Source organism: Asanoa sp. NPDC049475 (genome assembly GCF_040676915.1).
Classification (GTDB): Bacteria; Actinomycetota; Actinomycetes; order Mycobacteriales; family Micromonosporaceae; genus Asanoa.
Window position 1 is genome coordinate 1 of record NZ_JBFAPY010000003.1, and the last position, 22,603, is coordinate 22,603.

A 22,603-nucleotide genomic window follows, 5' to 3' on the forward strand; every position below is an offset into this window, starting at 1 on the left:
GTGGGCCGTGGGCCGTGTGGGCCGCGGCCGCGGGCCGCGGGCCGTGGGCCGTGGGCCGTGGGCCGTGGGCCGTGGGCCGTGTGGGCCGCGGCCGCGGGCCGCGGGCCGTGGGCCGTGGGCCGTGGGCCGTGGGCCGTGGGCCGTGGGCCGTGGCCCGTCAGTCGTGGCCGTTGCCCGTGGCCCGGGCCGTGGTCCACACGCCCGTGGCCCATATGCCCATGGGCCACACGCCCATGGGCGTGGAAGTCACCTCATACGCCCGAGTCCGTCCCCCATACGCCCGAGGCCGCGGCCGTCGCCCCTGACGGCCATGGCCGTGGCCGATACGCCCGTGGCCGCGGTCCGCGGCCTGTGGGCCGAGGCCCGTAAGCGCTGGGCCGTGATCATGTGTGAGCTATCTGGAAGACCCAGAGCCGAAACGTTGATCCGGTGCGCCAGATCTGGCCGACACGCCGTCCCAGAACCAGACCAGCCGCACCCGATCACGACCCAGGCCCATCCGGGACCAGACCGGCCACACCCGATCACCGCTCGCGCCGCCAACAACCAACCATCAGGGTCACGACACACCGCGCCGCAGCTCGACAGCGGCCAGCCCACTATCGCGGCCCGAGCCAACCACCGGCCTACACGCACAGCCAGCCAAACAGATGTTGATCTCTATCGGCACAACCGGACCACCGACACCCCTGGGCCACACCCACCAGCGGTAGTCAGGACCTACTCGTCTAATCGCCGCCTCACCCGAAACGCCGCAGGGACCGCGGCGGGTGGGGCGGGTCGTTGGCGTCACTGGATAGGAGGGAGGACACGAGAAAGCCCGCCTCCCAACAGGGTGGCGGGCTTTCTCAGAGCACCTCAGGTCACGGAGTCGGTGCCCCGTGGCAGCGCTTGTATTTCTTGCCTGAGCCGCATGGGCACGGCGCGTTGCGGGAGGGGCCGTTGCTCGGCTGGGCTGCCGTGCGGCCCGGGGACGGGCGGCGGCCCGGCGACGGGCGCGGGCGGTCGCCGGCCGCGGGGGCCGGGTTGCCGACGCCCAGGGCCGGCGCGTGCTGCATCGGGGGCTGCGGCTGGGTGTGCTGGACCGCAACCCCACCACCGCCGGCGGCTCCGTCGATCGTGGGGGCCGAATATTGCAGGCCGCCCTGCGGGCGCGACGAGCGGCCCAGGCCCTTGGCCTTGATCTCGATCGTGGCGTCGTCGGGCATCGGGAGGGCGCCGCCCGCGGCGGGCTCGGCTGCGGCGGGGGCCGGGGCCTCCTCGACCTGGACGTCCAGGTTGTAGAGGAAGCCGACCGTCTCCTCCTTGATGCCGTCCATCATCGTGGCGAACATCTCGAAGCCCTCGCGCTGGTATTCGACCACCGGGTCGCGTTGCGCGTAGGCCCGCAGGCTGATGCCCTCCTGCAGGTAGTCCATCTCGTAGAGGTGCTCGCGCCACTTGCGGTCGATCACCTGGAGCAGGACCATCCGCTCGAGCTGGCGGGTCGCCTCGGTGCCGAGCTCTTCCTCACGCCGGTCGTACGCGTTGTGCGCGTCGTCCTTCAACCGGGCGACCAGGAACTCGGAGTCGATGCTGTTGCGCTCGCCGCCGGCCTCTTCCTCGATGTCGTCGATCGTCACGCCGACCGGGTAGAGCTGCTTGAGCGAGGACCACAACTGGTCGAGGTCCCAGTCCTCGGCGTAGCCGTCGGCGGTCGCGCCCTCCACGTAGGCGCCGACCACGTCGTCGATCATGTGGCGGACCTGCTCGTGGAGGTCTTCGCCGTCGAGCACGCGCTTGCGCTCGGCGTAGATGACCTGGCGCTGCTTGTTGAGCACCTCGTCGTACTTGAGGACGTTCTTGCGGATCTCGGCGTTCTGGCCCTCGATCTGGGCCTGCGCGCTGCGGATCTGCCGGGTCACCATCTTGGACTCGATCGGCACATCCTCGGGGATGTTGAACCGCTCCATGACGGCTTCGACCGCACCCGCGCGGAAGCGGCGCATCAGCTCGTCCTGGAGCGACAGGTAGAACCGGGACTCGCCCGGGTCGCCCTGCCGGCCGGAACGACCGCGCAGCTGGTTGTCGATGCGGCGCGACTCGTGCCGCTCGGTGCCCAGCACGTAGAGCCCGCCCGCCTCGACCACCTCGGCGGCCTCGGCGTCGCAGTGCTGCTTCCAGCGGGGCAGGATCTCCTCGAACGCCTTGGCGTAGTCGTCCTCGTGCTCGACCGGGTCGAGGCCGCGCTGGTGCAGCTCGGCCGCCGCCAGGTTGTCGGCGCTGCCGCCGAGCAGGATGTCGGTGCCTCGGCCGGCCATGTTGGTCGCGACCGTGACCGCGCCCCGCCGGCCCGCCTGCGCGATGATCTCGGCCTCCTGCGCGTGGTATTTCGCGTTGAGGACCGAGTGCGGGATGCCGCGCCGGCGCAGGAGCTGCGAGAGGATCTCGGAGTTCTCGACCGAGACGGTGCCGACCAGGATCGGCTGGCCGAGCGCGTGCCGCTCCGCGATGTCTTCGACGACCGCGTTGAACTTGGCCTTCTCGGTCTTGTAGATGACGTCGGGCCGGTCGAAGCGGATCATCGGCCGGTGGGTCGGGATGCTGACCACGCCGACGTTGTAGACCTTGTTGAACTCGCCGGCCTCGGTCTGGGCCGTACCGGTCATGCCGGACAGCTTCTCGTACAGCCGGAAGTAGTTCTGCAGCGTGATCGTCGCAAGAGTCTGGTTCTCCTGCTTGATCTCGACGCCTTCCTTGGCCTCGATCGCCTGGTGCATGCCCTCGTTGTAGCGGCGGCCGTGCAGGATGCGCCCGGTGAACTCGTCGACGATCAGGACCTCACCGTCGTTGACGATGTAGTCCTTGTCGCGCTTGTAGAGCTCTTTCGCCTTGATCGCGTTGTTGAGGTAGCCGACCAGGGGCGTGTTGACCGACTCGTAGAGGTTGTCGATGCCCAGCCGGTCTTCGACCTTGGCGACGCCGCGCTCGGTGATCGCGATCGTGCGCTTGGCGTAGTCGACCTCGTAGTCGCCCTCGCCGTCCTTGCCGGGCTGGAGCCGGGCGACGACCGAGGAGAACTCGGAGTACCACCGGGCGGAGTGCTCGGCCGGGCCGGAGATGATCAGCGGCGTGCGCGCCTCGTCGATGAGGATGGAGTCGACCTCGTCGACGATCGCGAAGTTGTGACCCCGCTGCACCAGCTCGTCCTTCGACCACGCCATGTTGTCGCGCAGGTAGTCGAAGCCGAACTCGTTGTTGGTGCCGTAGGTGATGTCGCACTCATAAGCCGCCCGGTGCTCCGCCGCCGGCCGGTTGGGCAGGACCACGCCCACGGTGAGGCCGAGGAAGTTGTGCACCTGGCCGACCCACTCGGCGTCACGTTGCGCCAGGTAGTCGTTGACGGTGATGACGTGCACACCCTTGCCGGAGAGGCCGTTGAGGTAGGCCGGGAAGACGCCGGTCAGGGTCTTGCCCTCACCGGTCTTCATCTCCGAGATGTTGCCGAAGTGCAACGCCGCGCCGCCCATGAGCTGCACGTCGTAGGCCCGCTGGCCCAGCACCCGGTGCGCCGCCTCACGGGCGGTCGCGAAGGCTTCGGGCAGCAGGTCGTCGAGGGTCTCCCCCTCGGCGAGCCGCTCCCGGTATTGGAAGGTCAGGTCGCGGAGCTCTTCATCGGTGAGGTTGACGTAGTCGTCCTCGATCGAGTTGACCGCAGCCGCGATGGCCTTGAGCCGGCGCAGCATGCGTCCTTCGCCCGCACGAAGGAACTTTTCCAGAATCGACACGGATCAACGCTCCCCTAGACGGTCTGCCGAACTATCGTAGGCGCTCCTCCGGGCTGACTGTCAGGGGCGGTTCCCGACGAGCAGGTTATAACGGACATAACGAAGCTAACGCCAGGCGAAATCCCGTTATGCCCCGCGAGATGTGTCCGGCAGGATGACCGCGTGGAGCCCCCGAAGATCATCACAGGTGGCCTGGTCATCCGGGCGTGGCAGCCGGCAGACGCGGCCGAGGTGGAACGGGCCTGCCAAGATCCGGACATCCAGCGCTGGACCTCCGTTCCGGTGCCGTACCGCCGCGAGCACGCCGACTTCTTCGTGTCGCAACTCTCCCCCACGAAGTGGCAGGACGGCACCGGAGCCCCGCTCGGCGTCTTCGACGAGCGCACCGGCGAGCTGCTCGGCTCGACCGGGTTGATCTCCGTCACGGGTGAGAGCGCGGAGATCGGCTACTGGACCGCGCCCTGGGCCCGCGGTCGGGGGTCGGCCACCGCCGCCACCCGCGCGGTGGCCCGGTGGGCGATCGAGGCTCTGGGCGTACGCCGCCTCGTCTGGCGCGCCGAGGTCGGCAACCACCTGTCACGGCTGGTCGCGCTGCGCTCCGGCTTCACCATCGAGGGCATCGCCCGGCACGACATCGAGGACCGCGACGGCAGCCGCCGCGACGCCTGGGTGGGCTCGCTGTTGCCCGGCGACCCCACCGACCCCGAGGTCGCCGACGCCGACGTCCGCCGCGCCATCGCGTTCGCCGGAGAGCAGCCCGACCTCTTCGCGGCCACCCGCAGCGGGGAGATCAAGCTGCGCGCGCTCGAGGAACGCGACATCGACGCGATCGCCGAGAGCTCCAACGACCCGGAGACGGTCCGCTGGACCACGGTCCCCCACCCCTACCGCCGCGAGCACGCCGAGAGCTTCGTGCGGGACCTCGCACCCGGCAACTGGCTGCGCGGCGTCGGTGCCGTGTTCGCGATCGGAGAACCCGAGACCGACGCGTACGCCGGCCTGATGGAACTGCGGCTGCACCCCACCCGCTCGGCGCTCGCCGACGTCGGTTTCGTGGTGCCGCCGCACGCGCGCGGTCGTGGCTTCGCGCCGGCCGCCCTCGCCGCCGTCTGCGCCTGGGGCTTCACCTCGCTCGGCGTCGACCGGGTCGGCTGGTGGGCCAACGTCGGCAACGAGGCGTCCCGCCGGGTCGCGGAGAAGGCCGGCTTCACGTTCGAGGGCACCAACCGCCGCTACCTCGACCACCGCGGTGAGCGGATCGACGCCTGGACCGGCGCGCTGTTAGCGTCCGATGAGCCGTTCAACGGGAGGACAGCCGGATGAAACCGGAACCGATCGAAACGCCGACCGTACGGCTGCGCCTCCTTCGCGAGGACGACGCCGCGGACGTCGAGGCCGCCTGCAACGATCCGCGGATCCAGCGCTTCCTGCCGGCCCTGCCCCGTCCGTACACCCGTGAGAACGCCCTGACCTGGATCGACGACGAGTCGCAGTGGGCGGCCGGCGGAGCGAGCTTCGCGGTCGCCGACCCGGCCACCGACCGGCTGCTCGGCACGGTCGGCCTGCACCACGTCGACAGCGGCCGCGCGCAGGGCGAGATCGGCTACTGGGCGGCGCCGTGGGCGCGCGGCAAGGGCGTCACCACGGCCGCGACCCTGGCCCTGGCCGAGCGCGCCTTCGCCGAGGGCTTCGACCGGCTCGAGATCCTGGTCGACCTGGCCAATCCGAAGAGCGTCCGGGTGGCGCTGGCGGCCGGTTTTCACCCCGAGGGCACCCGGCGAGGTGCGGCCCGCAACGCCGACGGTTCGCGGCGCGACGTCATGGTGTTCGCCCGGCTGGTCGGTGACCCCGCCAAGCCGGCCCTGCGAGCGCTGCCCGACCTGCCCGGGGGCGAGCTCACCGACGGCGTGGTTACCCTGCGCCCGCTCGGTCCCGGCGACGAGGACTTCTACCACGAGCTGTTCAGCGTCCCCGACATCGTCGCGTCGCACGTCCCGCCGGTGCCACCGGACCGCGAGGAGATCCGGCTGCGCTGCGAGCGGGCGGAGAGCCGCTGGTTGCTGGGGGAGCGCATCGACCTGGTGATGGTCGACGCCGCCACCGGCGCACCGGCCGGCGACATCGGGCTCTACTACCAGGAGCCGCCGACCGGGCAGGCGATGATCGGCTACTGCGTGCTGCCGGCGTTCCGCGGCCGGGGCTTCTCCAGGCGGGCCAGTGTGCTGCTGTGCCGGTGGGCGTTCGCCAACACCTCGATCGCCCGGATGATCGCCGGCACCAACCCGACCAACGGCGGCTCGCAGCGCGTCCTGGAGGCGGCCGGGTTCCTGCGGGAGGGCTACCAGCGCAACCGGCTTCCGGGCATGGCCGGCGGACGCATCGACGACATCCTCTGGGCACTCCTACCCGGTGATCTCCGCGAGAACGGCTGAACGGATCATCGTCCTCGTTGCGATGGTCTATTAGTGTGAGCCCACTTGCAGCGCGGACCTGGGAGATGATGATGACTGCTCGGCGGCGCAACACCGCGCGCGTCGTGCTGGGCGCCGCGTTCCTCGGCCTGGCCGCCGGCGGCACCGCGGCCTGTGACTCGGCCGACGACGACCACACCTTCTACTGCGTCGACCAGAACGACACCGTCGTCGACGAGGACGACTGCGACGACGACGGCGACGGCCGCGGCGGCTTCTTCTTCTGGGCGCACTCGCCGCGCTACGCCAAGGGCCTCAAGCCTGGCGCGAAGCTACCCGGCGGCGGCTCGAAGTTCGCCTACAACGACGCGGCGCAGCGCAGTGCCTGGGGCCTGCCGGCGACCGGCCGGGTCAGCAACGGCACGGTGAAGTCGAACGTGGTCGGCAGCGGCGGCGACGGCAGCAGCAAGTCGTCCGGCGGCTGAGGTGCGACGAGTCGCGCATGGTGTGCAGCGGCAGGGCTGGGAGCAGACGAACGCGTCGCTCGGGCTGACGTACAACGCCACTCCCCTGGCCGACGGGCGCGTCCTGTCGTACTGGCGGGAGGGTCCGTTCTACGACTTCGACCTCGACGAGATCCTGGCGCTCGAGCAGGCGGCCACCACCCTGCACCGGATGTGTGTCGCCGCCGGTGACCACATCGTCGCCGGCTGCCCGCGCCGCGACCGCACGGTGCGCCGCGAGGCGTACCTGTCCGCCGAGTGCTGGCCCGACACCTGCCTCCTGGCGAAGATCGGCGTCCCGGAGTACGTGCACGAGCAGGTGATCCGCACCTGGTTCGACGGTGACAAGGACGCCTGGACGCACGCCGACAAGGACCTGTTCGGCGCCCACACGCACGCACCGCAGACCCCGGACTACTCGCCGAGCGTCTACGGGCGGTTCGACCTCTGGTACGCGGGCAAGGGCAGCACACCGAAGTTGCTCGAGTTCAACGCGCAGACGCCCACCGCGCTGCTGGAGAGCGCCGTGATCCAGTGGTCGTGGCTGGAGCAGACCGGCCAGACCCACCACCACGAGCGGCAGTGGAACGCCGTGCACGAGGGGCTGGTCGAGGCCTGGCGGCGCAACATGGCGGAGCTACGCGCGGCCCGACCGTGGCTGCCCGAGCGCCCGACGATCTATTTCGCGTACGAGACCAGCGAGACCTCCGGCGAGGACCGGATGAACGTCGCCTACCTGATGGAGACGGCGAACCAGGCCGGCTTTCCCACCGAGCTGATCGCGATGAGCCAGATCGGGGTCGACCAGGTCGACGGCAGCGTCCGGTTCCAGCAGGGGCAGTTCGAGGTCGGCCCGCAGATCGACGTGATCTTCATCCTCTACCCGTGGGAATGGCTCTGGCACGAGGAGGGCGGCCGGCCGATCTTCCGGAACATGGCCGACCCCACCAAGCGCGGCACGGTCTGGATCGAGCCGCCGTGGACCGCCGCGCTGTGGTCCAACAAGGGCCTGCTGCCGGTGCTGTGGGAGCTGTTCGGCGACAAGCCGGAGGGCGAGCTGCTGCTCCCGGCCTACTTCTCCGAAGACAAACCAGCCACGATGACGTCGTACGCGAAGAAGCCCATCTGGTCCCGTGAGGGCGCCAACGTCGAGCTCGTCCGCGACAACGTGCCGCTGGCCACCAACGCCGGCGAGTACGGCCGTGAGGGCTTCGTCTATCAGGAGCTCCGCGAGCTGCCGTCGTTCCCCGGTGCGGAAGGCGACTGCCACCCGGTGCTCGGCGTCTGGATGGTCGACGGCGAGCCGGCGGGCATGGGCATCCGGGAAGGAGTGGGCGTCGACGGGCTGATCACCCGAAACGACGCCCACTTCGTCCCGCACACGATCGGGTCACACCTGTAGCGAGATGATCCCGTAGTCGTAGCCCTTGCGCCGGTAGACGACGCTCGGCTGGCCGCTTTCCTTGTCGTTGAAGAGATAGAAGTCGTGGCCGACGAGCTCCATCTGGAACAGCGCGTCGTCGACGGTCATCGGCTCACCCGGGTGCTCCTTGACCCGGGCGACGTGCCAGGGCTGGTCGTCCTGCTCGTCCTGGTTGAGCACGGAGTACCGGTCGGCCGGGTCGTCGAGCACCGCGGTGCTCGACCGGGCACTGGGCACCGCCGGTGCCGCCGCCGACGGCAACGAGGCCGTGTGCTCGGCCACGGAGACGGGCGGGCGGCCGCGATGCACGCGACGCCGGTCGGCCGCCCGGCGCAACCGGCTGTCGAGGCGCGTGATGGCCGCGTCGAGAGCGGCGTAGAAGTCGGATGCGCAAGCCTCGGCGCGGACCACCGGCCCGCGGGACGCGCATGTGATCTCGACCCGTTGACAGTGGTCGGACTGACGCGGATTGCGTTCGTGGAATAGCTCGACGTCGACCCGGATCAACTTCTGGTCGTATCGCTCGACCTTCGCCAACTTGTCGGCGACATGGATCCGGAAATGATCGGGCACCTCAACGTTTCGGCCCTTGACGACGATGTCCACGCGTTACCTCCCACAACGATCTGTGCTGATGCGGTGGTGAATGAATGGCCGGCAACGCCGCGCGTCATGACCCTGGGCGTCGACCGACCGGACGGTGCGCCTCCTCTCGGATGCGGGTCCCCCTCGGGGCTGTGGACCACAGTCCTACCCCGGTGAATTTCACGCTAACGCCGGTTGGCGCTTCAGTCACCCCCTGTCAGCCCGGGGGTTCGGAGAAGTTTCGCCCAGTGGGCGCGATCGGGTGAAAACGGATCTACTGAGGGTGACGTTTGCGTGTCGCTGCGATAAGGGCGGCGGCTTCGACGGGAATCTTGGCGCGCGTCAGCAACGTCGTCAACGCGGCCAGCGTGGCGCCGGTCGTGACGATGTCGTCGACGACGACCACCGCGCTCCCGGAGGCGGCGCGTTCGGCGGCGCGGGCATGCCGGGACGGCCTGAGGCCGAAGGCTGCTGCGGCGGCAATTGCGCGCTGCGCACTGTCGAGGTGGGTGGCGTCCGGTTTCGGCAACGCACGCACCGGTTGCGCCACGAGTGTCGGCCAACCGGCCCTGCGCAACCTCTTCGCCGCGCGGTCGGCCAGGCGGCGGAGGTGGTCTCCGTGCCGTTCGCGGACCGCGGCCGCGGTCGAGGGCACCGGCAGCAGGAGGACCGGGCGGCGGACGCCACCGGCGGCCGTGGCAACGGACTCGGCCAGCAAGGCGCCCAGCGGGGCAGCCAAGGACACGCGACCACGTTCCTTGTACGCGAGCAGGGCTTCCCGGAGCGGGCCGGCGTACTCGCCCGCCGCGACGCAGGGCGGCAGGCCCGGTGGCGCCGGTTCAGGACGCACTGCTCGCGGGCGCAGAGCGGCCAGGGCGGCGGCACAGGCCGCGCAGGTTCCCTGGCGCAGCGGCACGTGGGCGGTGCGGCAGCCCGCGCACTCGGCCGGCAGCACCAGGTCGGCGAGCGCGGCGAGAACCACGGTCAGAAGACGAAGAACGGCGCGGTCGGCTGGGTGTCGCCAGAGCCCGGCGACGCGGTTGGTGCGTCGTCGACCATCGAGCGCACCAACTGCGTCGAGGAGCCCGCGGCCAGCCAGGCGAGATCCTGGGCCTGGTAGAGGATGGTGGCGGATCGGCCGAGCGCCTTGATCTCCGGATAGGCGGCGATCATCGCGATCCGCCCCTCCCCGTCGTAGATCCGTTGCGTGCGCCGCGCACCGTCGACGCTGACGTCGACGATCGACATGCGACCCTGGCTGTCCTTGCCGCTCACCGACACGGCGGTCTCGCCGCTCCAGGCCACCGCCGATACATCTGCCAGGGGGGTGCTGAGCAGCCGCGGGTTGCCCAGGCTCAGTTGGCCGTCCTGCATGACCGAGACCGGCACGACGTAGAGCTTCCCGTTGGCGATCACCGCGATCCGTTGGCCATCGAGCGCGGCCGCGACCGAGGTGACGTTGTTGAGGCCCCTGTCTGCCGGTTTGGTCGCCTTGCGGCCCGGGCCGAACGCGTAGAGCCCACCGTCGGTCGGCACGAGACCCGTCCGCGACCGCGGCAGCCAGACCGGCGGCGCCGTCGGCGTGACCCCGGCGACGGTTGCGAGCGCCTCGACCTGGCTGTCACCGGTGGCCGAGCCCATCCTCAGCTGGTTGGTCGTCGTGACGACGGCCGCGTCCAGCCCGGTGGAGGTCCGGTTCACCGCCGCCCACCGGACGTCCTTGTTGACCGGGTCGGCCAGCGGGACGGGCGCCGGGATGCCGGCCGGCGAGCCCAGCGCGCGGATCTTGTGGTCGAGCATCGCGTACGCGTGCGGCTGGGGGGCGATCGAGTAGGGCGTGCGCTCGATCAGGTCCCGCACGGGAAACTGGTCTTCGAGCTGACCGTTGATCTTGAGCTGCAACGACTGCGTCCCGAGGTCGCTGACCGTCCAAGCCACCTGCCGCAGGAGATAGTTGCCGCCCGCGTCGCGGTCGACCGCGGGCGGCGACCAGTTCATCGTGAGCTGGCCGTTGACGATGGGCGCGTTGATCAGCAGCTTGCTGTCCTTCGGCAACTCCAGGGCCACGCCCTCGAGCCACGGTGACGGGCCGCCCTCGATCATCGCCAGCAGCTCGGTCGGCACCCGGGACAGCGGCACCTCGCTGGGCAGCCAGCGCAGGTCCGGCACGAGCGCGGTGCGGTCGGTGTTCCAGAAGTAGACCGTGCGCTCGGTGTAGTAGCTCTTGAGCGCTTCGACATCGAGCAGCACGTCATCGGGCACCTTGGTCAGGCGCCAACCGCCCTCACTGCCGGACTCGGATCGCACCGTCAGGTCGTAGCCCTCGGCGGTCGAGGTCGGCGCCAGGATCTCGCCCGCGGAGTTGAGTATGCCGACCTGTTGGACCGCGACGTGGACGTTGCGACCGTCGTCCGCGACGACGATGTCGGTGACGCGCACCACGGTGACCTCGTCCTTGAGCGAGGGCTTGCGGGTGGCGTCGCCGGCCACGTAGTCCTGGAGGCGTTGGCTGGTGGTGCCGCCCGGGTCGAACTCGCCCGCCGCCGCGGTGAGGAAGTTGCGGACGAACTCCTTGACGGACGTCGCCTGCGTCCGCTTCGGGGGCGTCAACGCGATGCTGGTCTGCTGGTCGGCGCCGGACACCGGGCCGGCCCGGTCGACCTGGACGTCGGTGTGGTCAGGTATCCCGCACCCCGCCAGAAGACCCGCCGCGAGCCCGGCCGCGGCGACCAGGGCACCGACCCGGCGGCTCACGGTGCCACCTCCGCCGGAGCCTGGGTGATCGCGCGGGGCTGCGGCGCCGCGGGCAGGTCGGCGTCTTCGGGCACCAGCCGCACCGGCGAGGAGGTGAGCCGGTCGCCGGCGCGCACAGGGAGCGTCAGCCGGAACTGGGCGCCCTGACCCGGCGCACCCCAGGCCTCCAGCCAACCGCCGTGCAGGCGGGCGTCCTCGAGGCTGATGGACAGGCCGAGCCCGGTGCCGCCGGTCTGCCGAGCCCGGGACGGGTCGGCCCGCCAGAACCGGTTGAAGACCAGCTTCTCCTCGCCCGGCTTGAGCCCGAGGCCGTGGTCGCGGACCGCGACCGCCGCCGCCACCCCGTCGGTCACCAGCCGCACCACGACCGGTCGGCCCTCGGCATGCTCGACAGCGTTGCCGACCAGGTTGCGCAGGATCCGCTCGACCCGGCGCGGGTCGGCCTCGACGATGACCGGGCTGGCCGGGACCTCCACACGCAACTCCACCCCGCAGCGCTCAGCCAGGGCGCGCAGGGGTTCGACTCCGCGGTGGACGAGCGGCACCAGGTCGGTGGGCTCGGCGTCGAGCATGGCGAAGCCGGCGTCGTACCGGCTGATCTCCAGCAGGTCGGTGAGCAGGCTCTCGAACCGGTCGAGCTCGGTCTGCAGGATCTCGGCGGTGCGGGACACGTCGGCCGGGAAGCGCTCGCGCTCGGCGAAGATCAGGTCGGCCGCCATCCGGACGGTGGTCAACGGCGTGCGCAGCTCGTGCGAGACGTCGGAGGTGAACCGGCGTTGCAGGCGGGACATGTCTTCCAGCCGGACGATCTGGCGTTGGAGGTTGGCGGCCATCTGGTTGAACGAGGCGGCGAGCAGCGCCAGGTCGTCTTCGCCGGAGACCACCATCCGTTGGTCGAGCAGGCCGGCGGAAAGCCGCTGCGCCGTGCGCGCGGCCACCCGGACAGGGCGGACGACCAGCCGGGTGACGAGCGCGGAGAGCAGGCCGAGCAGCAGCACCAGCGTGGCGCCCGTGGCCAGCACGGTGGTGTTGATCTGGGTCGCCGCCGAGTCCTGGGTGGTCAGCGGCTCGATGTAGTAGAGCTCGACCTGCCCGAACTTGGTGCTGACCGGAGTGCCCTTGACCAGGTATTTCACCCGGCCGGCGCCGAGGTTGGCCGACCGGATGGCGGTCGCCCGGCCGCCGTCGCGGACCACCCGGGTGATATCGCCGCTCAGCACGCCGGAGATGTCGCCCGGGCGGGACTGCACGGCGGTGATCTCGTTGACGTTGTCGGCCCGGACCACGACCAGCCCCGAGCTCGGGTCCTGCGAGTCACCGCCGGCGAGGTTGGAGACGATGTCCTGGAGGGTGCCCCGCACGTTGGGCTCGTAGGGCTTGCCGAAGACGATGAGCTGCTCGCGGGCGAAGTCCTGGCCGCTGTCGAGCTGGGCGTCGACGCTCTGCTTGGCCCGGTCGAGCAGGATCGTCGAGCTGCGGTAGGCCACGACGTAGGCGAAGACGGCGACCAGCAGGCTGGAGACCACCAGGGTCAGCGTGACCACCCGGACCTGCAGCGAGCGGCGCCAGGTGTGCTCGACCGTGACCAGGAAGAGCGTCACCTGCCGAACGATGAGACCCCAAAGGGCCCGGGCACGCGCCCGGGCCGTTCGGAAGACTTCGTCGAGTGACGCTCTGCTCACAGCGAAACCCAGGTTATCCGGTGCCGGCCTTGTAGCCGACACCACGGACGGTGAGGATGATCTCCGGCCGTTCGGGGTCTGGCTCGATCTTGGCGCGCAGTCGCTGGACGTGCACGTTGACCAGGCGGGTGTCGGCCGCGTGCCGGTAGCCCCACACCTGCTCCAGCAGCACCTCGCGGGTGAACACCTGCCGCGGCTTGCGGGCCAGCGCGACCAGCAGGTCGAACTCGAGCGGAGTCAGCTTGACCTCTTCGCCGTCGCGCGTGACCGTGTGCGCCGGCACGTCGATGGTGATCTGGTTGCCGGGCGGTCCGATGGTCAACATCTCGGGCGCCGCGTCTTCGCCCCGGCGCAGCCGGGCGCGCATGCGGGCCACGAGCTCCTTGGGCTTGAACGGCTTGACCACGTAGTCGTCGGCACCGGACTCGAGCCCGAGGACCACGTCGACGGTGTCGCTCTTGGCGGTCAGCATGACGATCGGGACGCCCGACTCCGACCGGATCGACCGGGCCACGTCGATGCCGCTCATGCCGGGAAGCATCAGGTCGAGCAGCACGATGTCGGGCCGGTTGTCACGGAACGCGGACAGGGCACGCTCGCCGTCGGCCACGAACGAGGGCAGGAACCCCTCACTGCGCAGCACGATGCCGAGCATCTCCGCCAACGCGGGATCGTCGTCCACCACCAGAACCCGGGCTCTCATGGCACCAATATTCCATCTGCGTTCATCGCGGTGTGACCGGCCGGCCGGGGGAATATCCGCGCTGACCCGGTGACCGGTCCCCACAATTCGGTCGTTGAGCGCTGATCCGGGCCACCAGGTGCGCAATATCCCGCCCTCCGGTCCCCGAGCGTGACGTGCGCCATGCCACGATGACCGCTATCCCACGCAGCCTCCCGGAGTCGACCCTGGAAACGTCCGCCATTCCCCGGCGCCCCCTGACGATGGGCGAGCTGCTGGACGCCGCCCTCCTGGTGCTGCGCGGGCACGCCGCCGCGCTGCTGCCGCTGGCGGCGGTCCTGGCGGTCGGTGAGCAGTGGCTGCTGGGTCCGCTGCGCGAGTGGGTCGGCCTCGACCTGCTCGACCCGTTCCGGTCCCTGGACCGCAACCTCGGCCCGCTCTGGACGCTGCTCTGCGTCGGCGCCGGCTGCGAGGCGTTGATCATCGCGCTGGTGGCCGCGCCGGCGTCCCGCGCCGCCGGCGCCCTCCTGCTGGGCCGGCCGCTCGACAATCGGGGCGTGCTCGACCCGAGAGGCCTCCGCCCGGTCGCCACCCTCTTCCTGGCGCTGTTCGCCGGTCTGGTTGTCGCGACCCTGTCGTTCGCCGGGCCGGCCTGGGCGGTCGGCTTCGGGTTCTGCGCGCTGGCCGTGCCGGTGCTGGTGACGGACCGGGTCAACCCGTTCCGGGCGATCGGGCGGGGCATCGTGCTCGCCGGCCGGTCCGGCGCCCGCGGCGTGTGGGTGCTGCTGCTCGCGTACCTCACCTGGTGGTTGATCCGGTTGCTCGTCGGCACCGCGGGCGGCAACTTCCTCGCCCGCCTCGTGCCGCTGTCGCCCGACGCGCTCGGCGTGCTGCTCACCGCCATGCGGGTGGCGGTCAACACGCTGGCCTACGCCGCCCTCGCCTGCCTCGCCGCGACCCTGCACCTCGAGACCCGGTTCCGCACCGAGGGGCTCGACATCGCGCTGAGCCGTGGCCACGGTCCCGCCGAGGAGCCGCTGGCGGTGCGGCGATGAGCCGTTGGTGGACCGAGACCGCGGCGGCGCTCAGCGACGTCCTCGGTCTCGGCTGGGTCCTGCTCATCCTGCTGCTCCTCGCGACGGCGGTCGCCGTGCTCTGGTCGACCTGGTCGCGCCTGCGCTGGCCCCGGCTGCGATTCGGCCGCCGCCGCCGCCGTCGCCCCGCCGCCGAGCCCGAGAAGGCCGTGGAGCCGATGGCCGACGAGGCGGAGCCGGACGCCCTGCCCGACCTGCCGGCGGCGACATTCGTCTCCCGCGCGGACCGGTTCGCCGCGCAGGGCCAGTGGGCGGAGGCGGTCCGTGAGCGGCTGCGGGCGGTGGTCCGGCTGCTGGTCGACCGCAGGGTGATCGAGCACCATCCAGGATGGACGGTCACCGAGCTGGCGTCCGCCGCCGGCCGGAACGCGCCGGCCACCGACCAGCCGCTCAGCGCGGCCGGCACGATCTTCTCCGACATCTGGTACGGCGAGAAGCCGGCCACGGAAGACGACGACGCCAGCATGAAGCGGCTCGCGTCGGAGGTCGACCGTGCGGTGTCCGGCGGCCGGGTGCCGGCGAGCCGACGGGGCGGGTCATGACGACCACCGGCAGACGGGCCGCGCTGCGCCGGGGCTGGCGGCGCGGCCGGCGCACCCTGATCCCGTTCGGCGTGGTCGCCCTGCTGTTCGTCGGCACGCTGGTGACGCACGCCGTCGACACACCCGACAGCGGCGACGAAGCCTTCCTCTCCCCGGTCAGCGACGCGGCGATCGGCTCGGCCCGGCTCGCCGACGACCTGCGCGGTCGGGGCGTCACCGTCGTACGGCACACCGATCCGCGCGCCGCCCTCACCGACGCCGGTGGCGCGACGCTGTTCGTGCCCGCTGCCGAATACCTCGACCCGCAGAGTGTGAGCATGCTGCGGTCGCTGCCGGCGAGCACGCGGGTGGTGCTGGTCGACCCGCCGGCCCGGGCGCTGCGGGGCGCGGACGTGCCGCTGCTGCGTGGCGGGAGGCGGTGGGCGACGGCGCCCGTGACCTCCGGCGGCTGTGCGATCCCGGGCATCACCGAGGCCGGCGCCACGGCCGTGCGCCGGCAGTCCTACGTGGTCGAGGGGACGTTCGGCGGCGGCTACGACGCGTGCTACGACCGGGCCGTGCTGCGGTTCGGTTACCCGCAGGAAGTCGTGGTGGTCGGCGCGGCGGACCCGTTCCTCAACGGACGTCTCGACGAGCACGACAACCGCACGTTCGCTGCGGGCCTCCTGTCGACGCGGCCCAAGCTCGTCTGGCTCGACCTGCACGAGCGGTTCGAGCCGCCGGAACAGCCCAAGCCGAGCTACACCCCGGACCCGTCGGGGCAGGAGACCTACGAGCAGCCGACGGAAGAGCCGGCCGGCGAGTACACCGCGCCGCCCGCCCGCGACCGCGACGGCCCGCCCGGCCGGGGCAGCGCCGGCGACGACGACGGCGGCGACAGCGCCTCGATCACCGACGCGTTCCCGCCGTGGGTCTGGGCGATGCTGGCCACCCTGGGCGCCGCGCTGCTCCTGCTGCTCCTCTGGGCCGGGCGCCGGCTCGGCCCCGCGGTCTCCGAGCCGCTGCCCGTCGAGGTCCGATCCGGCGAGACGGTGCTCGGCCGCGGCCGCCTCTACCAGCGCGCCAAGGCCCGTGGCCCAGCCGCCGAGGTGCTCCGCCAGGCCGCGCGCAAACGGATCGAGCCAGCCCTCGGGCTCGATCCCGAACACACCCCTTCCGACGTGGTCGCCGCCGTCGCCGCCCGCACCGGGCGCGACCCGGCGCAGGTCGACGGGCTGCTCTACGGTCCCGCGCCGGCACACGACGACGAGCTGCTCGACCTGGCCCGGGCTCTGCACAGCGTGGCCGACGAGGTCGGCGGCGTCGTACCCGCGGGACAGTCCCGCGACACCCAGCCCGGCAGCGCCGGGCCCGACCAAGGAGAACCACGGTGACCCTCGCCGCCGGCCTGACCGCCGAGACCGATCCCCGGGTGGCCCTGCACCGGCTGCGCGCCGAGGTCGCCAAGGCGGTGGTCGGGCAGGACGCGGTCGTCACCGGGTTGCTGATCGGCCTGCTCTGCCGCGGCCACGTGCTGCTCGAAGGCGTACCCGGCGTGGCGAAGACCCTGTTGGTGCGGTCTTTCGCGGCCGCGCTGGACCTCGACATGAAGCGGCTCCAGTTCACCCCCGACCTGATGCCCGGCGACGTGACCGGCTCGCTGGTCTACGACCCGCACGGTGCCGCGTTCACGTTCCGCCAGGGTCCGGTGTTCACCAACCTGCTGCTCGCCGACGAGATCAACCGGACGCCGCCCAAGACCCAGTCGGCGCTGCTGGAGGTCATGGAGGAGCGCCAGGTGTCGGTCGAGGGCGTGCCTCGGCCGCTGCCGGAGCCGTTCCTGGTGATCGCCACGCAGAACCCGATCGAGTACGAGGGCACCTACCCGCTGCCCGAGGCGCAGCTCGACCGCTTCCTCCTCAAGCTCGCGGTGCCGCTGCCCACCCGCGACGAGGAGCTCGGCGTGCTGCGCGCACACCACCAGGGCTTCAACCCGCGCGACCTGTCCGCCGCCGGGATCCGGCCGGTGGCCACCGCGGCCGACCTGGCCGCCGGGCGCGAGGCGGTCGGCAAGGTCGGCGTGGTCGACATGGTGCTCGGCTACGTCGTCGACCTGTGCCGGGCCACCCGGGTCTCCCCCTCGCTGGAGCTGGGCGCGTCTCCGCGTGGCGCCACCGCGCTGCTCGCGGCGGCCAAGGCCTGGGCCTGGATCTCCGGTCGCGAATACGTCACGCCCGATGACGTCAAGGCCGTCACTCGGTCGACGCTGCGCCACCGGGTGCGGCTGCGCCCCGAGGCCGAGCTCGAGGGCGTGACCGTCGACCAGATCCTCGACGCGGTGCTCGGCACCGTACCGACCCCGCGCTGACCATGGTCACCTGGCGTGCCGCCCTGCTGCTGGGCCTCGCCGCGCTCACCATGCCGCTGTGGGCGGCACCGTGGTGGGCCGCGGCGGTCGCCGGCGGCCTCGTCCTGACACTGTCCGCTGTGGACTTCGCACTCGCCGCGGCACTGCGGGACCTCGTGCTGGCCCGCGACGGCGACTCGGCGGTCCGGCTCGGCCAGTCGGCCACCGTGCGGCTGCGGGTGCGCAACAACGGCACGCGTACGCTCCGCGCCGACATCCGCGACGCCTGGGTCCCGTCGGCCGGCGCGGTGACCCCGCGCGGACGGGTGGAGGTGCCGCCCCGCACCAGCGTGACGCTGCCCGCCGAGCTGACCCCGACCCGCCGGGGCGACCGGCCCGCCGTCCGGGTCACCGTGCGCTCGCACGGCCCGCTCGGCCTCGCGTTCCGGCAGCGTCTCGAGCACCCGGCCACCCCGCCCTGGCGGTTGCGGGTGCTGCCCCGGTTCGCGTCCCGCCAGCTGCTGCCCGAGAAGACCGCGCGGCTGCGCGTGCTCGACGGCACCATCGTGACGCGCGGTCGGGGCCAGGGCACCGAGTTCGACGCGCTGCGCGAGTACGTGATCGGCGACGACGTCCGATCGATCGACTGGCGGGCCAGCGCCCGCCGGTCCGACGTGATGGTCCGCACCTGGCGTCCGGAACGCGACCGCCGGGTGGTGTGCGTGCTGGACACCGGCCGCACCTCGGCCGTCCGGATCGGCGACGAGCCCCGGCTGGACGCGGCGATGGACGCGGCACTCCTGCTGGCGACTCTCGCGTCCCGGGCCGGCGACCAGGTCGACCTGCTGGCCGTCGACACCGCGGTGCGCGCGTCCGTGTCCGGTGCCGGCCGCCAGGTGCTGCTGGCCCGCCTGGTCAACGCGCTCGCGCCGCTCCAGCCGGCGCTGGTCGAGACCGACTTCGAGCTCGTCGTCGGCGAGGTCCTGCGGCGGGAGCGCAAGCGCGCGCTGATCGTGCTGTTCACCGCCCTCGAACCGGGCGCGCTGGGCGAGGGCCTGTTGCCGGTGCTGCCGAGGCTGGTCGCCCGGCACAAGGTCGTCGTGGCGGCCACGCACGACCCGGTGCTGCGCGACCTGACCACCCGCGATCCGGCCACGGCGGCCGACGTCTACGCGGCCGCGGCCGGGCATCGGGCGCTGTCCGAACGCGACCGGGTCGCGGCGGCCCTGCGCCGCGGCGGTGTCGAGGTGGTCGACGCCCCCGCCACGGAGTTCGCGGGAGCGGTCGCCGACACCTACCTGACCCTGAAGGCGCTCGCGCGCCTCTGACTTCGTGCGGAGGAAGGCACACGCGCCGCCACGCGGCGCCTGTGCCTGCCGCAGCGCGGCTTGGCCCGGCCCGGCTTGGCCCGGCCCGGCTTGGCCCGGCCCGGCTTGGCTCGGCGTGGCTTGGCTCGGCGTGGCTCTAGAAGGGTCGCGGTTGGTGGGCCGTGACCGGCCAGGCAAGCGGAGGCGTGTCGTCCGAGTAGGGCGAGCCAGGACGCACCAGCGCTTCCGCTGGTCCCGCCGACGGCAGGGCCGCCAACGTCTGCGGCACCAGGTCCGGCCAGATCGCCGCACTCACCGCCCGCGCGCGGGCGAGCCGCAGCCGAGCCCGCCGGTGCCGTTCGGCGATCACCGCGGCCAGGTAGGCCCAGCCCGGCACGTCCGGCGGGGGCGGCGGGGTGGTCACGGCGGCCACCTCGGCGGCCAGCGTGCGGCCCAGCTGGGTGCGCGCCGGTTCGCGAAGCTCCCGACCGCGGGCCAGGAAGTGCCGGACGGCCAGGGCGAGCTCGTCGGAGACTCCGGTGAGGTCGAGGGTGAGCGCCCACTCGGCCAGCCGGGGCGGCATGCCGGGCACCCAGCCCCAGCCCGCCGGCGTGCGCTCGTGGATCACCATGGTGCCGGCGACCAGGTCGCCGAGGCGCTTGCCGCGCGGGTTGCCGAGCATCGTCAACAGGGCGGCGATCCAGGTGACCGGCGGCAGCAGCACGCCCGGCCACTCGGTGGCGACGCCGACCAGGCTGCGGGTCAGGGCGTGCCGCAACCGCACCGGGCCACCGTCGTCGCGGACCACCCGCAGCCCCAGAGCGGCCTTGCCGGCCGTCCGGCCACGAAAGACGGTCTCGCAGGTGACCGGGTAGCCGACCAGCAACAACACGGTGCAGACCACCGTGATGCCCTGGATGGTGGCGTTGTCGAGGTCGGCCGGGATCGAGGACAGGAACGCCGACACGACGACGAACAGGATCAGGCCCAGACCGAGGATGACCAGCAGGTCGATGAGCAGGGCGGTGACCCGCGATCCGGCCCGGGCCGCGCGCACCTCGAGCTCCACGGCCTCGCCGGTGACGACCCGGTCGGTCGAGAGAGGTTGCGCGGTCACCCGCACAGTGAACACTATGAGCGCGTGGATCTCGACGCCTACGTAGCCGAGCATGACGCCGAGTGGCGGAGGCTGGAGCATCTCTCCGGCAAACGCCGCCTGGCCGCCGTCGAGGTCGACGAACTCGTCACGCTTTACCAGCGCACGGCGACGCATCTGTCGGTGGTGCGCAGCCGTACCCCCGACCCGGCTTTGATCGCCCGTCTGTCCCGGCTCGTGCTGGCCAGCCGGGCCGCGATCTCACCCGGCCGCCGGATGCGGCTCGCCGACGTCGGCCGGTTCTTCACCGTCGGGTTCCCGCTCGCGGCCTATCGCGCCTGGCCGTGGTGGTGCGCGGTGGCCACGCTGTTCACCGCGCTGAGCTTCTTCCTGATCTTCTACACCGCCGGGCATCCCGAGGTCGCCAGCGCGCTGATCGGCGACGAGGCGGCGCGCCGGCTGGTCGAGACGGAGTTCGCCGCCTACTACTCCGAGTACTCGCCGCAGACCTTCGCGTTCTCCCTGTGGACGCACAACGCCTGGCTGTCGGTGCAGTGCCTGGCGTCCGGCGTGCTGGTCCTGCCGGTCCTCTGGCTCCTGTGGAACAACGCGCTCAACATCGGGCTGAGCGGCGGCGTGATGGTCCAGTACGGCGAGGCGGAGCAGTTCTTCAGCCTGATCACGCCGCACGGCCTGCTGGAGCTCACCGGCGTCTACGTGGCCGCCGGCGTGGGCCTGCGGATCGCCGGCGCCTGGATCCGCCCGCCCCGGCACCTGACCCGCACGCGGGCGGTGGCCGCGGCCGGGCGCGAGGGCCTGCTGGTCGCGATCGGCCTGGTGATCCTGTTCGCGGTGTCCGGTGTGATCGAGGCGTTCGTGACGCCGTCGCCGCTGCCGCCGGTGCTGAAGATCGCCATCGGGGCCACGGCCTGGCTGGGCTTCATCGGCTACGTGATGCTGTTCGGCTCCGCCGCGGAGCAGGCGGCGAAAGCCCGCGCCACAGCGGCCGCGGAGGCCGAGCTCGCCGCGATACTGGCGGGTTCGGACCGAAGACGATCGACATTGGACTCGGGTCCGTCGGCGGCACGACCGTCGCTCCCGCCAGAGTCCGGGCCGGTCCCTGGCGGGCCCGTCCCTGCGGCGTCCGCGTCGGCACGTTCTAACTGAACAGGGCGCGGCCCCAGTAGTCGCCGCCGTCCCGCACGCCGGGCGGGCAGGCGAACAGGGCGCTCGACACGTGGCGGATGTACTCGTTCATCACGTCGTGCCGGGCGAGGTTGAGCTGGATCGGCACGAACTGCTTGTGCGCGTCGCGCTGGAACGAGATGAAGAACAGACCCGCGTTGAGCCGGCCGAGGCCGTCGGAGCCGTCGACGAAGTTGTAGCCCCGGCGCAGGATCCGGGCGCCGCCGTTCTGGCTGTGGTGGGCCAGCTTCACGTGCGCGACGTCGGCGATCGCCGGTTCGCCGTTCGGGCCCTTGACGGTGAAGTCGAGCTCGTCGAACTCGTTCTGGTGGCCGAGCGGCGCGCCGGTGCCCTTGGCCCGCCCGACGATCTCCTCCTGCTCACCGAGCGACGTACGGTCCCAGGTCTCGATGGTCATCCGGATCTTCCGGGCCACCAGGTAGGAACCGCCGTCCATCCAGGACGCTCCGTCGGCCGCCCGAGCCCACAGGTGCTCGTCGAGCAGCGCGGTGTCCTCGGCCTTGAGGTTGGCCGTGCCGTCCTTGAAGCCGAACAGGTTGCGCGGGGTGACCTGGTCGCGCGACGTCGACGAGGTGCGACCGAAGCCGAGCTGCGACCAGCGCACGCTGACCACACCCATGCCGATGCGGGCGAGGTTGCGGATCGCGTGCACCGCCACCTGGGGGTCGTTGGCGCACGCCTGCACGCACAGGTCGCCGCCGGAGATCTCCGGCTGGAGCGCGTCGGCGGGGAACTTCGGCAGGTCCGCCAGCGCGGCCGGGCGCTTGGCTGCGATGCCGAAGCGGTCGACGCCGGACGCGTCGCGGAACAGCGTCGGGCCGAAGCCCACGGTCAGCGTCAGGCCCGCCGGCGGCAGGTCGAGCGCCTCGCCGGTGTCGTCCGGCGGCGCCTCCGGGATCCCGTTGACCGCGCCGATCGTGCCCGCGTCCTGGCCCTGGGTCATCCGGGCGGCCGCCGCCGTCCAGTCCTGGAGCATCGACACCAGCCGGTCGCGGTCCTTGGTGACCACGTCGAAGGCGACGAAGTGCAGCCGGTCCTGGGCCGGTGTGACGATGCCGGCCTGGTGGTCGCCGTGGAACGGGACAGCACCACTGGCCGCCGACGCCGGAACCGAGGGTTCCGAGTCAGCGGCCAGCACGGCCGTCGCGCCGGCAGCGGCACCCGCGATGCCGGCCACGCCGACACCCGCGATCGTCATCGCCTTACGACGCGTGATTCCCATCTG

The 22,603-nt window shown here is 71.9% G+C and carries 18 protein-coding genes; 10 read left to right on the forward strand and 8 right to left on the reverse strand.

The features are described 5' to 3' along the window. Window positions 1-863 precede the first annotated feature (863 nt). Complete coding sequence (gene secA, locus AB0J88_RS11120; protein WP_364346058.1) at window positions 864-3,767, reverse strand: preprotein translocase subunit SecA; 2,904 nt, start codon at window positions 3,765-3,767, stop codon at window positions 864-866. A gap of 162 nt (window positions 3,768-3,929) precedes the next feature. Here secA and AB0J88_RS11125 point away from each other — a divergent pair, with 162 nt between their 5' ends. The 4 genes from AB0J88_RS11125 (at window position 3,930) to AB0J88_RS11140 (ending at window position 8,083) form a co-directional block, all read left to right on the forward strand. Beyond that, on the forward strand, window positions 3,930-5,090 hold the full coding sequence (locus tag AB0J88_RS11125) for a GNAT family protein (RefSeq protein ID WP_364346056.1): 1,161 nt from the start codon (window positions 3,930-3,932) through the stop codon (window positions 5,088-5,090). Next, window positions 5,087-6,199 (forward strand): GNAT family N-acetyltransferase, encoded by a 1,113-nt coding sequence (locus tag AB0J88_RS11130; protein ID WP_364346054.1) that lies wholly within the window; start codon window positions 5,087-5,089, stop codon window positions 6,197-6,199. Before AB0J88_RS11125 ends, AB0J88_RS11130 begins: the two co-directional genes overlap by 4 nt. A gap of 65 nt (window positions 6,200-6,264) precedes the next feature. Next, a complete protein-coding gene (locus AB0J88_RS11135; RefSeq protein ID WP_364737876.1) occupies window positions 6,265-6,663 on the forward strand; it encodes a hypothetical protein in 399 nt (132 codons plus the stop codon). Between the two features lie 22 nt (window positions 6,664-6,685). Then, window positions 6,686-8,083, forward strand: coding sequence for a glutathionylspermidine synthase family protein (locus tag AB0J88_RS11140; protein ID WP_364737879.1), 1,398 nt, complete (start codon window positions 6,686-6,688; stop codon window positions 8,081-8,083). Here the strand turns inward: AB0J88_RS11140 and raiA are convergent. The 5 genes from raiA to mtrA all read right to left on the reverse strand — a co-directional run bounded on the left by raiA (window position 8,072) and on the right by mtrA (window position 13,828). Next, window positions 8,072-8,710, reverse strand: coding sequence for a ribosome-associated translation inhibitor RaiA (gene raiA / locus AB0J88_RS11145; RefSeq protein ID WP_364346048.1), 639 nt, complete (start codon window positions 8,708-8,710; stop codon window positions 8,072-8,074). The genes AB0J88_RS11140 and raiA overlap by 12 nt on opposite strands. 253 nt (window positions 8,711-8,963) lie before the next feature. Then, window positions 8,964-9,677: a phosphoribosyltransferase family protein gene (locus AB0J88_RS11150; protein WP_364346147.1), complete on the reverse strand. Its 714-nt coding sequence runs from the start codon at window positions 9,675-9,677 to the stop codon at window positions 8,964-8,966. Then, on the reverse strand, window positions 9,674-11,443 hold the full coding sequence (locus AB0J88_RS11155; RefSeq protein WP_364346046.1) for an LpqB family beta-propeller domain-containing protein: 1,770 nt from the start codon (window positions 11,441-11,443) through the stop codon (window positions 9,674-9,676). Before AB0J88_RS11155 ends, AB0J88_RS11150 begins: the two co-directional genes overlap by 4 nt. Then, window positions 11,440-13,044, reverse strand: a complete 1,605-nt coding sequence (gene mtrB / locus AB0J88_RS11160) for an MtrAB system histidine kinase MtrB (protein WP_364346044.1) — start codon at window positions 13,042-13,044, stop codon at window positions 11,440-11,442. The genes AB0J88_RS11155 and mtrB overlap by 4 nt, the downstream gene beginning before the upstream one ends. Window positions 13,045-13,138: 94 nt before the next feature. Beyond that, window positions 13,139-13,828, reverse strand: a complete 690-nt coding sequence (mtrA, locus tag AB0J88_RS11165) for an MtrAB system response regulator MtrA (protein ID WP_116066793.1) — start codon at window positions 13,826-13,828, stop codon at window positions 13,139-13,141. Between the two features lie 170 nt (window positions 13,829-13,998). On the opposite strand from mtrA, the gene AB0J88_RS11170 reads away from it, so the two are divergent. From AB0J88_RS11170 to AB0J88_RS11190, 5 genes are read left to right on the forward strand one after another with little or no spacing between them, the layout of a single operon-like run. Beyond that, the gene (locus AB0J88_RS11170; RefSeq protein WP_364346042.1) at window positions 13,999-14,862 is read left to right on the forward strand and encodes a hypothetical protein; all 864 of its coding nucleotides are present in this window, start codon (window positions 13,999-14,001) and stop codon (window positions 14,860-14,862) included. Continuing rightward, window positions 14,859-15,443, forward strand: a complete 585-nt coding sequence (locus AB0J88_RS11175) for a DUF4129 domain-containing protein (RefSeq protein WP_364346040.1) — start codon at window positions 14,859-14,861, stop codon at window positions 15,441-15,443. The genes AB0J88_RS11170 and AB0J88_RS11175 overlap by 4 nt, the downstream gene beginning before the upstream one ends. Further along, window positions 15,440-16,816: a DUF4350 domain-containing protein gene (locus AB0J88_RS11180; RefSeq protein ID WP_364346038.1), complete on the forward strand. Its 1,377-nt coding sequence runs from the start codon at window positions 15,440-15,442 to the stop codon at window positions 16,814-16,816. Before AB0J88_RS11175 ends, AB0J88_RS11180 begins: the two co-directional genes overlap by 4 nt. Beyond that, window positions 16,813-17,790, forward strand: a complete 978-nt coding sequence (locus tag AB0J88_RS11185) for a MoxR family ATPase (protein ID WP_364346036.1) — start codon at window positions 16,813-16,815, stop codon at window positions 17,788-17,790. The genes AB0J88_RS11180 and AB0J88_RS11185 overlap by 4 nt, the downstream gene beginning before the upstream one ends. Before the next feature lie 2 nt (window positions 17,791-17,792). Then, the gene (locus AB0J88_RS11190) at window positions 17,793-19,097 is read left to right on the forward strand and encodes a DUF58 domain-containing protein (RefSeq protein ID WP_364346034.1); all 1,305 of its coding nucleotides are present in this window, start codon (window positions 17,793-17,795) and stop codon (window positions 19,095-19,097) included. A gap of 136 nt (window positions 19,098-19,233) precedes the next feature. On the opposite strand, the gene AB0J88_RS11195 is transcribed toward AB0J88_RS11190, so the two are convergent. Further along, complete coding sequence (locus AB0J88_RS11195; protein ID WP_364346032.1) at window positions 19,234-20,193, reverse strand: RDD family protein; 960 nt, start codon at window positions 20,191-20,193, stop codon at window positions 19,234-19,236. A gap of 24 nt (window positions 20,194-20,217) precedes the next feature. On the opposite strand from AB0J88_RS11195, the gene AB0J88_RS11200 reads away from it, so the two are divergent. Then, the gene (locus tag AB0J88_RS11200; protein ID WP_364346030.1) at window positions 20,218-21,339 is read left to right on the forward strand and encodes a stage II sporulation protein M; all 1,122 of its coding nucleotides are present in this window, start codon (window positions 20,218-20,220) and stop codon (window positions 21,337-21,339) included. Here AB0J88_RS11200 and efeB read toward each other — a convergent pair. Next, on the reverse strand, window positions 21,332-22,600 hold the full coding sequence (gene efeB, locus AB0J88_RS11205) for an iron uptake transporter deferrochelatase/peroxidase subunit (RefSeq protein ID WP_364346028.1): 1,269 nt from the start codon (window positions 22,598-22,600) through the stop codon (window positions 21,332-21,334). The genes AB0J88_RS11200 and efeB overlap by 8 nt on opposite strands. Between the last annotated feature and the right edge of the window lie 3 nt (window positions 22,601-22,603).

Coding starts and splice junctions, on each gene's coding strand:
- AB0J88_RS11130 (WP_364346054.1), top strand. CDS start 5,087: ATGAAACCGGAACCGATCGAAACGCCGACCGTACGGCTGCGCCTCCTT.
- AB0J88_RS11135 (WP_364737876.1), top strand. CDS start 6,265: ATGATGATGACTGCTCGGCGGCGCAACACCGCGCGCGTCGTGCTGGGC.
- mtrA (WP_116066793.1), bottom strand. CDS start 13,828: ATGAGAGCCCGGGTTCTGGTGGTGGACGACGATCCCGCGTTGGCGGAG.
- AB0J88_RS11170 (WP_364346042.1), top strand. CDS start 13,999: ATGACCGCTATCCCACGCAGCCTCCCGGAGTCGACCCTGGAAACGTCC.
- AB0J88_RS11175 (WP_364346040.1), top strand. CDS start 14,859: ATGAGCCGTTGGTGGACCGAGACCGCGGCGGCGCTCAGCGACGTCCTC.
- AB0J88_RS11180 (WP_364346038.1), top strand. CDS start 15,440: ATGACGACCACCGGCAGACGGGCCGCGCTGCGCCGGGGCTGGCGGCGC.
- AB0J88_RS11190 (WP_364346034.1), top strand. CDS start 17,793: ATGGTCACCTGGCGTGCCGCCCTGCTGCTGGGCCTCGCCGCGCTCACC.
- efeB (WP_364346028.1), bottom strand. CDS start 22,600: ATGGGAATCACGCGTCGTAAGGCGATGACGATCGCGGGTGTCGGCGTG.